The organism is uncultured Rikenella sp. (genome assembly GCF_947628055.1).
Classification (GTDB): Bacteria; Bacteroidota; Bacteroidia; order Bacteroidales; family Rikenellaceae; genus Rikenella.
On sequence record NZ_CANQYJ010000078.1, the window covers coordinates 1 to 11248 of the forward strand.

At 55.9% G+C, this 11248-nt stretch carries 8 protein-coding genes and 3 tRNA genes; 4 read left to right on the plus strand and 7 right to left on the minus strand.

What is annotated here, in order from left to right; genetic code table 11:
* Nucleotides 1-167 precede the first annotated feature (167 nt).
* Nucleotides 168-1520, plus strand: coding sequence for a sodium-dependent transporter (locus Q0Z93_RS07645; protein WP_298064328.1), 1353 nt, complete (start codon nt 168-170; stop codon nt 1518-1520).
* Nucleotides 1521-1687: 167 nt separating this feature from the next.
* Here the strand turns inward: Q0Z93_RS07645 and Q0Z93_RS07650 are convergent, their stop codons facing one another.
* A complete protein-coding gene (locus Q0Z93_RS07650; RefSeq protein ID WP_298064329.1) occupies nt 1688-3301 on the minus strand; it encodes a S41 family peptidase in 1614 nt (537 codons plus the stop codon).
* 140 nt (nt 3302-3441) lie between these two features.
* Here Q0Z93_RS07650 and Q0Z93_RS07655 point away from each other — a divergent pair, with 140 nt between their 5' ends.
* Nucleotides 3442-4269, plus strand: coding sequence for a glycosyltransferase family 2 protein (locus Q0Z93_RS07655; RefSeq protein WP_298064330.1), 828 nt, complete (start codon nt 3442-3444; stop codon nt 4267-4269).
* Nucleotides 4270-4489: 220 nt separating this feature from the next.
* On the opposite strand, the gene Q0Z93_RS07660 is transcribed toward Q0Z93_RS07655, so the two are convergent.
* The 3 genes from Q0Z93_RS07660 to Q0Z93_RS07670 form a co-directional block, all read right to left on the minus strand.
* On the minus strand, nt 4490-5119 hold the full coding sequence (locus Q0Z93_RS07660) for a hypothetical protein (protein ID WP_298064331.1): 630 nt from the start codon (nt 5117-5119) through the stop codon (nt 4490-4492).
* Nucleotides 5120-5977: 858 nt separating this feature from the next.
* Nucleotides 5978-6050 (minus strand) — tRNA-Gly (locus Q0Z93_RS07665).
* A gap of 579 nt (nt 6051-6629) precedes the next feature.
* Nucleotides 6630-6701, minus strand: a tRNA-Thr gene (locus Q0Z93_RS07670).
* A gap of 379 nt (nt 6702-7080) precedes the next feature.
* Here Q0Z93_RS07670 and Q0Z93_RS07675 point away from each other — a divergent pair.
* Nucleotides 7081-7776 carry a S24 family peptidase gene (locus tag Q0Z93_RS07675; RefSeq protein ID WP_298064332.1) on the plus strand — a complete coding sequence of 232 codons (696 nt, stop codon included), beginning with the start codon at nt 7081-7083 and terminating at the stop codon, nt 7774-7776.
* 449 nt (nt 7777-8225) lie between these two features.
* On the opposite strand, the gene Q0Z93_RS07680 is transcribed toward Q0Z93_RS07675, so the two are convergent.
* The gene (locus tag Q0Z93_RS07680) at nt 8226-8753 is read right to left on the minus strand and encodes an STM3941 family protein (RefSeq protein WP_298064333.1); all 528 of its coding nucleotides are present in this window, start codon (nt 8751-8753) and stop codon (nt 8226-8228) included.
* 240 nt (nt 8754-8993) lie between these two features.
* A tRNA-Arg gene (locus tag Q0Z93_RS07685) sits at nt 8994-9067 on the minus strand.
* Between the two features lie 77 nt (nt 9068-9144).
* Here Q0Z93_RS07685 and Q0Z93_RS07690 point away from each other — a divergent pair.
* Complete coding sequence (locus tag Q0Z93_RS07690; protein ID WP_298064335.1) at nt 9145-9915, plus strand: hypothetical protein; 771 nt, start codon at nt 9145-9147, stop codon at nt 9913-9915.
* Nucleotides 9916-9972: 57 nt separating this feature from the next.
* Here Q0Z93_RS07690 and Q0Z93_RS07695 read toward each other — a convergent pair whose 3' ends face one another.
* Nucleotides 9973-10302, minus strand: coding sequence for an acetyl-CoA carboxylase biotin carboxyl carrier protein subunit (locus tag Q0Z93_RS07695; RefSeq protein ID WP_298064337.1), 330 nt, complete (start codon nt 10300-10302; stop codon nt 9973-9975).
* Nucleotides 10303-11248 lie beyond the last annotated feature (946 nt).

Here is an 11248-nt window from a genome sequence, read left to right on the forward strand (position 1 = left end):
CAAGAGATGCGTTAGCATCTCAAAAAGTTTTTCTGGTTCTCTTTGTTCACAAAGAGAACAGTTCCCTCAAACAGGATGTGTACAATAAACCCTACGGTTTTACAAACAGTTTCGTGAGAGCCAGTAATGCTGTAAGGATCAGACACTTGAAATACGGTTTAAAACACATGAAAGAACAAAGAGGAGCATTCACCAGCTCATTCGGAACCATGATGGCCGTAGTAGGCTCCGCCGTAGGGCTGGGCAACATCTGGCGATTCCCCTATCTGGCCGGTGCCAACGGCGGCGCTGCCTTTTTGCTCCTCTACCTGTTTTTGATCCTGGCCGTGGGGCTTCCGCTGATCCTGTCCGAATTTATTATCGGGAGAGCCACCCACCGCGGCGCCGTCGGCTCCTTCAAACAACTCGCCCCGCGAAGCAAATGGTATTTGGTCGGTTACATGGGCGTTGTGGCCGGATTCTGCATCCTCGGATTTTACAGCGTCATCTCCGGATGGAGCGTCCGTTTTCTCTACGACTCGATCATCAATGCCAACGCCGGACAAAGTTACGACGAAATCGCCGCCGGATTCAACGCCTTCAAAAACACCGGATGGCAGCCGATCCTGCTCTCCGCCGGCTTTCTGGGCCTCACCGCATTCGTCGTCTTCAAAGGCGTCGAAAAAGGCGTGGAACGGTGGAACAAAATACTGATGCCGCTGCTGGTCGGAATTCTTTTGGTGCTCTGCGTCAACTCATTCACCCTCAGCGGATTTCGGGAGGGGATGAGCTTCCTGTTCAAGCCCGACTTCTCAAAAATCACCGCCAATACCGTGCTGGATGCGCTGGGGCAGGTATTTTTCACCCTGAGCCTCGGCATGGGCGTGATGATAACCTACAGCTCCTATGTGGTGAAACCGGAGAATATGCTCCGCTCCAAAGGGATCGTCACGCTGATCGACACGACGATAGCGATCCTGGCCGGCATTGCCATTTTCCCCGCCGTTTTCACCTTCGGGATCAGTCCGACCCAGGGGCCGGACCTGATTTTCCTCACCCTGCCGAACATCTTCGGACAGATGCCGGGCGGACAATATGCCGGCATTCTGTTCTTCTCGCTCATCACCATCGCCGCGCTGACCTCGATGGTCTCGATTTTCGAGATGATGACCAACTACCTGATGGAAGAGCTGAAGATGAAACGGCACCGGGCAGTGTGGTGGCTCTTCGGGACACTGACCCTCGTGTCGGCCCTTTGCGCCCAGTCGCAGGTCGAAGGGTCGCGCCTGATGATCGGCAAATACAACGTCTTCGACTTCTTAGACATGCTTTCGTCGAACTATCTGATGACGATCAGCGGGCTGCTGATCGTGATTTTCACCGGCTGGCATATCTCCGAGAAGCGGCTCCGGAAAGTCTTCACGACGAACGGGGCGTACAACAACCGGATCTTTCCCGTGTTTCGGTTCGTCGTGCGGTATGTGTCGCCGGTGGCCGTAGCCATTATCTTTCTGAGCAAGATTGGGCTGATCCGGGGGTGAATCTTGCCAGAGGATTCGAGGCTGTCGTGCTTTGGGAGGCAGAGATTTTTCGACAAAACGACAACAAGGCCGGAGCGTTTTTTTTCGCTCCGGCCTTGTCTTGTGATTGTGCCGTGCAAGAGCAGCTCGCGCCGCGCGGAAAAGAAGTGCTGAAAAGACACAGCGTCTCACCGCTGCAAAGCCCGCGCAGCCCGCACCAAGGTGCTGTCCTGCGGAAAGATATAGTAATAGAACGCCGTTTCGTCGAGCGGCGTATTCCGCCCGATATATCCTTTGATCTGGGCCGTGATGATCGGTCTCGACAGGGTCATCTCCGTCTCCGTCGGATGCACCCCCTCCCGGTCGGCATAGGCCACGAAGTCGTAGAAAAGATTCTTGTCGGCGAAAAAGCGGTCGAGCTCTTCGAGGCTCCCGATGGCATTGATCTGTTTGCGGTAGCGGTCGGAAGCCTGCTGCGCGTACCGGAAAATCAGGTTTTTCTGAAACAGTTTCGAGAAATACGGCGTCAGCCCCGTGGTATCCATGGGCACGAAAATGTCCGGCATGATCCCGCCCCCGCCGTAGACGACCTTGCCGCCCGGGGTGATGTATTTCAGCGAGTCGGCCAGGTGGATGCTGTCGGCGCTGAGCATCTCGCTGTGTTCGTAGCGGCGCATCAGCTCGTCATTGTAGTCCTCTTCGTCGCCCGGCGTATACGGTTTCTGAATCGAACGCCCCACCGGGGTGTAATAGCGCGCGACGGTCAGCCGCATGGCCGACCCGTCCTGCCCCGGATAAGGGATCTGCTCCTGCACCAGCCCCTTGCCGAACGAGCGGCGGCCGACGATCACCCCGCGGTCGTTGTCCTGTATGGCCCCGGCGACGATCTCGGAAGCCGAGGCGGAGTTCTCGTCGATCACCACCGCCAGCTCCACGTCCTGGAACTGGCCCAGGCCGTCGGCATTCTGATCGGCACGGGGCGAGGCGCGCCCCTCGGTGTAGACGATTTTGCGTCCTGCGGCCAGAAATTCGTTGGCGATGTAGATAGCCTGGTCGAGGTATCCGCCGCCGTTGCCGCGCAGGTCGAGGATCACTTTTCGGGCACCCTGCTCGCGCAGCTGCACGAGGGCGGCGAGCACTTCATTGTAGGTGGTGGCCGCGAAGCGGCTGAATTTGATGTATCCGGTCTCCGGGCTGCCGGGTACGATAAACGACGCTTCGAGGCTCTTGACCGGTATCGCCCCGCGGGTGACGGTGACGGGCAGCAAATCTTCGGCCGGCGCCCGCAGTATTCCTAACTTCACAGTGGAGCCGCGCTTGCCTCGCAGCATCCCCACCACTTTGTCCTGATCCATTTTCACCCCGGCGATCAGGCTGTCGTTCACGGTAATGATGCGGTCGCCGGCCACGATGCCCGCTGCGGCGCTCGGCCCTCCGGAGATGACGTTGGTGATCTGCACGGTGTCGGTCAGCATGTTGAACATCACGCCGATACCGTCGAACGTGCCGGTCAGCGGTTCGTTGGTGGCGGCGAACTCGCTGGCGGGGATATACACCGAATGCGGATCGAGTTCCTGCAGCAGTGCGGGCAGGGCCAGTTCGGCCAGCGAGTCGCGCGTAACGGAGTCGACATAGCGTTCTTCGATCTCGCTCAAAGCCCAGGTGAGCTTATCGCCCTGCCGGGCGACAGTGTAAGCGTCGCGCAAAGCCGCGCGTTCGAGCATGATGCCGAGTCCGGCGCCGACTAAAAGGGCCGTGACGACGGTCAGGGAGAGACGGATGGTCGTTTTATAATCGCTCATGGATGTCGTTTTTTACATGGGAACGCCTCGGCCTGGGCCCGCGAGGAATAGCGGCCGCATCCGAGGCACGACCGCACGGCGGGGGTGTAAAATCGTGCCAAATATAGTAATTTTGCAGGGAATTCTTCTCTTTTGCGGCTATGGTCAAGGTTTCGGTCATTACAGTGGTATGGAATGCGGCGGCGGAGCTGGAGCGGACGCTCGCGAATCTTTCGGCGCTGGACCGTTCGGCGGCGGAGCTGGAGGTCGTGGTGATCGACGGGGCTTCGACGGACGGCACGCCCGAGGTCATGAAACGGTATCGGGAGCTGATTTCGTATGGGGTGAGCGAGCCGGACGGGGGATTGTACGATGCGATGAACAAGGGAATCCGGGCGGCGACGGGGGATTACCTGTGGTTCGTGAATGCGGGGGACACGGTGTACGGAACGGATGTACTGACGAAGCTATTCGGGGCGGGGGAGCCGCGGGCGGATGTGTATTACGGGGAGGCGCTGATCGTTTCGCCGGAGGGGGTGGCATTGGGTCTGCGCCGGAAGCGGCTGCCGAGGGGGGGATTGACGTGGCGCTCGCTGGAACGGGGAATGGTGGTGTGCCACCAGTCGTTCATCGTGCGCCGGGAGATCGCGCCGCTGTATGATACGCAGCGGTATGCTTTGGCGGCGGACATCGATTGGGTGATCGAGTGCCTGAAGCGGGCTTCGACGGTCAGGGATACGGGATCGATCCTAAGCTGTTTCGCTACGGGAGGGGTCTCGACGCGCCGCCGCCGGGCGAGCTGGTGGGAGCGGTGGGATATTATGGTGCGGCATTACGGGCTGGCCCGGACGTTGCGGGCGCATGCGGGTTTCGTGTGGGGACTGCTGCGGGACAGGCTGCTGCGCAGGCCTCCGTACAGGCCGCTGACTTCGGCATCCTTTTCACGCCGCATCGAACGTCCGGCAGAAACTGCCCGATATGGCGGATAGCGATGGGGGTGTCCAGAACGGAAAACTTTCGGACATCAGGCGGAGAATCGTAAATTGTATTTCTGGTGCACTATTGAAGCATTTAACTGGTGTCGTCCATAAACAGGTATGCGATGGGTTGTTAAAAGATTACCTGCATCGACCGCCCTGCCTTCGGGGTAGAAAAGGGAAGGCAGATTTTGCAAAGGGGGTAGATTCACCCCCTTTGCTGTCTTCGGAATTAATCCTCCTCTTTCACTAACATGAAGAAACTGCTGATTTCCTGCTGGTCGATGGCCTGGCGGACATTGAACCGTTTCACCTGCGGGGCGTAACCGCTTTTCATGACTTTGATTTCGATCTGCACGTCGCGCGAATTTTCATAGGTCAGACCCAGAATGTTGAACGATCGTGTCTCCTCGAACGGAGTGGTCATCAGGTAGGTCTCATTGGTGTTTTTCACTTCGGCGGGGATGCTCGAAACTACGCGCCAGAAAATGCGCGCTCCCTGCGGATCGGAGTCGAAAAACCAGCGGATAATCGTGCGTTCGAGGGCTGTCTGTCCGGCCCGGTCGCGGCTGACACGATTGGTGGCTTCTCCCGCTGGAATGGTCGGGTCTTTGGCATAGGTTGAACTTTGCGGAAATTCATAAGCTACGCTCATGGCATCCGTTACTTTAAAGAACCCGATCTTTGTCTGTGTGGGTGTCGCATGCACAGTTCCGTCCGGATAGCCGTCTTTACGGAAAATCAAGTCTATCCCCCGTTTCATCTCTTCTTTCGTGAGTTTCAAGGTGATGGATCCCGGTGTGGTCCCACAGACCAGTTGTCCTTTGAAATAGACTTTGGCTCCGGTTGGAGAGGATTCCACTGTGGTCGGAACCGAATACGTTTTTTTTGCGTGTGCAGTCTCAGGATGCCAACCGATTAAGGAAGACAACAACAGAACGAAACAGATTTTTTTCATTTCTTGTCGAGTTGTCGCCGGTCCCACGGCGGATTAAAAAGGTTTGCGCAAAGACATAAAAAACGTGGGACATAACTCGCAATTATCGCATATCGAGGTTCTGGAATACCCTGTGGCAATAATCAAAAGTGAAGCCCACGTTGGAAACGTGAGCATCAACTTCACTTCTTTTGCCACAATTTGAAATTTTCCAGATTTCGATATGCAAAGATGCAAAGCTAACGCTTTTTATGTATGACGCACCGGCCGTCTCCCGGCATCGGTGCGGATTCAGTCAGTATGTTGTCATTCAATCATAGGCAATCTCGGTTGTAAGGTTATGTGTTGCGAATGTACACTTTTTTACAGAATTCCGCAATTTCCCGTTTCTACGGGTGCCCGCCTCTGAACCTCCGTCGGAAGTTCCGGCACAATCCGCAATGGGCCGCGCCTCTATCCGCGGATGGAACATGACGCGGCAAAATGTTCGCTTACCCCTCTCTTCAATTCAATTTGCCGGATACACATTCAGTTTGTTACTGCCGAAGCTGCATATTCGGTGGAAAAAGTCCGTATTTCTACGGGGGGTGACAATCGGACAGGGTACAAACGGGGGCGATAAGGAGAAGTGGTTGTGGGATTTTCCCAATGTCCGGAAGCGGTTTTGGGGTGTCCTGCGATGTTTTTGGGAGTGGCGGGCATGAAAAAGCCCTTTTGAAACGTCTTTCAAAAGGGCTTCGTTGTTTTTACCCGGATGCCGTGTCTTTCATTCCGGCTTTTGTGAGCGGAAAACGAGACTCGAACTCGCGACCCCAACCTTGGCAAGGTTGTGCTCTACCAACTGAGCTATTTCCGCAGTAAGTGTGTGTACTATATGTCTCGCGGTAAACTTGCCAAGGTTGGAAGCATTCTTCGGAAACGATGATCCCATCGTTTCGGGCGAAGGTTGTGCTCTACCTCCCAACCCAAGGCTATCCCGCAGTAAGTGTGTGTGTACTATATATGTCTCGCGGTAAACTTGCCAAGGTTGGAAGCGTTTCTCGGAAACGATGATCCCATCGTTTCGGGCAAAAGTTGTGCTCTACCAACTGAGCTATTTCCGCAGTAAGTGTGTGTACAGTCGTGTATGTCTTACGGTAACCTTGCCAAGGTTGGCAGCGTTTCTCGGAAACGATGATCCCATCGTTTCGGGCAAAGGTTGTGCTCTACCAACTGAGCTATTTCCGCAGTAAGTGTGTGTACAATACCAACCTATGGCTTCTCACAATATATGTAATGTGCGTTTGCGGTAACCTTGCCAAGGTTGGAAGCGTTTCTCGGAAACGATGATCCCATCGTTTCGGGCAAAAGTTGTGTGCGCCACCTCCCAACCCAAGGCTATCCCGCAGTAAATGTATGTACAATACGCCAACCCCATAAAGCCCCCCCACAAATGAGCTGTTGACGAGGATTGAACTCGTGACCTCTTCCTTACCAAGGAAGTGCTCTACCACTGAGCTACAACAGCAAAACTCCCGCAAACCACCGCAACGGTTTACCGAGTGCAAAGGTAGATAAAAAATCAAAACGCACAACCCCGCCCCCCTAATTTTGCATAAAACTTTTCCGGTTTTCCTGAACCGTGCTGAAAAACAGCATGATCTCCCCCCTCGTTTCCACGATAACCCTCTCGGGGCATAATACATCAGACACAGCGTAAAGGCGCCTCCCCCCGAAACAGATGCTTCCTGCCTCCGAAAACACCCCGGACAGACTGAAAAAACACAGGGCGGAAAAACAGTCCCGGTTTTGCGATTTGATTTTTCACATTTTCTCCTACCTTTGTAATGATAATACCTGATTAATACATGCTGTATTGTTCTACGGCATACCTCAACACCGCAACTATGACCGACGCTCTACGCATCCAAGCCCTGCTCGAATACACCAAATTGAACGGCCGGAATTTCGCCCTGCGCATCGGACTGAACCATCCCGACTCGATCTACCACATCCGGCGGGGCCGGAACGGCATTTCGGACAAGTTGGCCGATCGCATCGTGATGGCATTCCCGGAAATCGACAAAGGATGGCTGCTGACGGGTGAAGGCAGCATGTTCCGCACCGGACACCGGCCGATAGCAGTATTCAACCCGCTGCCGGAACACGCCGGAGAGAGCCGTGTACAGCGGCAACAGGTGCCGCTGTACGACTTCGAGGCGGTGGCGGGACTGGTCCCGATCTTCACGAACCAGAACACCCCGATCGACTACATCTCCATCCCGGACCTGCCGCGCTGCGACGGAGCGGTCTACGTCCGGGGCGACTCTATGTACCCCCTGCTCAAATCGGGCGACATCGTGATGTACAAGCAGATACAGGACTACTACAACATCATCTGGGGGGAAATGTACCTGATCTCGTTCAACTACGAAGGCGAAGAATACATCACCGTGAAATTCATCAAGAAAGTCGAAGACAAGCCGGACTACGTGCTGCTGGTGAGCCACAACCCGCATCATGCGCCGAAAGAGATACCCGTCTCGTCGATTCGTGCGCTGGCCATGGTCAAGGCCTCCATCCGGTTCAACACGATGGGCTGACCCCCTCTTTTTTCTTTGCCGTGCCGGGTCGCACTAACGAAAGGAACAGCCGCTCCGGCTGTTCCTCCTTTATATTTTCGACAGATTCCGCAGAGAGCCCTATCCAAACCCGCCTATAAAACACCCCGGGGGGGATTATTTTTTCTTATTCACTGTGCAAAATGTTTTATAAACGCGATCATATACTTTAATGTACTTTTCTCCTCTTTTCGAGTTCGGCTCGCGCCGCCCCCCCGGCCGCGAGAAGCGGCCCCCGGCGCAGAGCCGAAAAGGGACAGCTGGTACGATAAAGTATATAACGCGATCCGTGAACTTCTATCGCCCTCCCGAACATATCCTGGAATTTTTCATATCCTCTCCGCAACCCGTCCGGAACGTCCGAAAGAAGACACCTTTGCCGCACCCGCCGGATGCGGTGCGGGCGGAATCCCGTCCGACGGCCCCGAATGCTACCACTCCCGGGACGGCACGGTCAGCAGCTTTTTCCTTTCATCGGAGTTCGCAGCCCTCATCCGGCCGATAAACCGGGCCAGCCGAAAGGAGTCGACTTCTATGTAAGATGTCGAGATATACACGGCTTTCAGACCGTTCTTCCCGTACATCCTGTCGAAACGATCGAACCATCCGGGACGCAGCAGTTCCGGTTTGTAATCCACAGCGGTAAGGAGCCGGACAAAATTCCGGCCCCGGAAGAAAAGATCGTCGACGCAAAGGATCGCATCCCACTCGATCTCCTCGCGGAGGGTCGTCTTTTCCGTGATGCCCCGCTCCGTCAGCACGATGCAGGGCTTGCGGTCGTAGAGCGACCCCACCCCGAACAACAGACACAGCATCGACAGAATGATAAAACCCCGTCCCATCACCTCGTCGCCGCCGTACTGCAGGATCAGAAAGCCGGCCGGGGCCAACGCGATGCTGAACGCGGTAATGATCACGGCTCTCTTTTTCGATTTGTAAATAATGAATTTCCGACACATATAATATATAGATACGGCCTTCCGCCCCCCTCTTGCTTGCCTGCAAATTTTCGACCAAAAGCGTCGCAGCTTCCTGCATCCGAAGGATTCCTGCGACGGCGAACAAGGCCGGACAAGCCGATGCCGGCCTGCCAGGAGCTGCGGAATGGACATGAAAAAAGGAGATCGCGCGAGCAATCTCCTTTTTATTCGGAATCCTATAACGCTGCAACCCACAGCATATAAAGGATTTATTTCGTGTGATCCCGACAGGGCTCGAACCTGTGACCGACAGATTAGAAATCTGTTGCTCTATCCAACTGAGCTACGGGACCCGACCGGATGCAAAAGTAACATTTCGGACGCTGGTTTCCAAATCGTCAGTATCTTTGCCTGCGTAAAAACCCGACTTATGGAAACCAGGAAAAATCCGCTTCGTCTCGAGCCTGTGATCGGCACTTTTTACAAACTCGTCCCGGCCCGTGCGGCACGACGGGTGCCCGAAAACAGCGGCGAGGAGACGTGGCGGGAAATCATCGCGTCCAATCCGGCGCATTTCGAGGCTCGCGAGGCGCTGGCCGACCGGCTGACGGCTGAGGGGAAGGTCGCCGAGGCGTGCCAGCTCCGGTTGGACGGGTGTATGTTGGTCTGCGACCTGCTGGACGGGGCGGACGAGGATCTGATGCTGGACTGGGAAGACCCTTACACGGCGCAGGCCCTCGGCATGGTTTACGGCTCTGCCGAAGATCATTTCGTGATCGGCGATTTCGAGATGGCGACAGCCATGCTCGAACTGCTCGCCGACCGCGACCCGGAAGATCATCTGAACGCTGCGGAATTGCTTTTGTTCTGTTATGCGGCGCTGGAGGAGTGGGAGCTGTTCGACGAAACGGAGGCTATGCTGCCGGAAGGGATGCTCTCCGCAAAATTGGCGGGCTACTGGGCGGCTTTCCGGCGTGCGGCTCCGCAGTCGGAGCTGTTGCGGGTGCGGGAGACCATGCGCAAAGATGATCCCGCCTTGTATAAGGAGTGGACGGCCGCGGAGCACGAAATCACGCAGGAGTATCTGGCTGACATCGAGTCGCGCCGGCCCAGCGCGGCTGCCGAGGCGCGGCGGCTATGGCTGCGGACGGAATCTTTATGGAGGGCTTTCCCGGAGTTCATCGCCTATCTGAGAGCATAATATATGCGGGACTTTTTTCAGGTTGCCCCGCGTATAGACGCCGGCTCGAATCCGGGATCACTCGAATTCGAGCAACAGTATGCCTTTGTGCACCACGTCGCCTTCTGTGACATGGATTTTCGCTACTTTTCCCCCGACGGGCGACCGGTAGGTGTTGTGCATCTTCATCGCTTTGAAGGTCAGCAGCACGTCTCCTTTTTCGACCGTGTCGCCTTCTTTCACATCAACGGATGTAATCGTGCCGGGGATGAATGAGAAGACCTGACGCGGGTCTTTGGCCTGCCACGGTTTGCGGTTCCTGTATTTGACGCTCAGCGTAGTCTGGTAGGTGCCGTGTTGGGTGGACAGTGTTGCCCATTCCGGGGCCGTTTCTTTTTGGGTACTCATATATCTTCTCTTTTTTAATGGGTCGGTTATTTATGCTTGTTCTTCGGGTTGGAGAGCAGGGTCGCTTTTGGGTTGGAGAGAACTGCCGCTTGGGGGGCGTTTCCTTCTTTGCCGCTCACCTGATTCAGGGGTAGAGGCGGCCCGGTTCGGGTGTCGAGCGGCACCCTCCGCGGGGGGCGGGCCGTTGTATCTAATGGCATCCAAGAGGGTCTTTCGGCCGTGATCTCCCGGTGCCGCCCCGGAGCCACCCCGGGCGAAGGGGCGCAACTCGCTAAGCTCGTTTGCCTCTCCGCTGGCTCCGGCTATTATTCTCTATAAGAAAACTTTGCTTTATTCTGCGCTCCGGGTTTCACAGGCTGCTCCGCCTCGGAGAGGCGGTCGGCCCGCAGCTCCGGGCATGCGGAGGGCCGAAATATCGCTTCGCTCAATCGCCCCCTCCGCGGGCTGCGGCCCACAGTGCCTTGCGGCACGCAAAACGATCAGACGCCGGCATTCTTACCAGGCTGTAACTACCTCTTGGCCGGCGCCAGCGGGGCTTTGGGGTAGAGGCGGCCAATAAAACAGCCAACGGCTGCGGTTCGAGTGCCGAGCTGTAACTACCCGAAATATCCTCCACAGGCTGCGACCCGAAACTGTACTTGTCCCGCGCGCGACGGCTGGAGTAGGACTGGAACTCCTTAAACGGCCCCGCCGGCTTCGGCCCGCAGAATACAGGTTTCAATGCCAAAGGACTACGGAGCCTGAAACATAGCGCAGCTAAAGAAAACAATCCCCCCCGACCCGATGAACGAGCATACAAATCAACCGATTTTTTATTTCGCACTGTGCCGCCTGGAACCGTTCTTTCTTTTCAAAGAAAGAACCAAAGAAACTTTCAGATAGCTGCGCTACTCCTTAGGCTCCGCAGTCCTCTTGCATTGAGTTTGGTTCGGGGCGCGGGAATCGG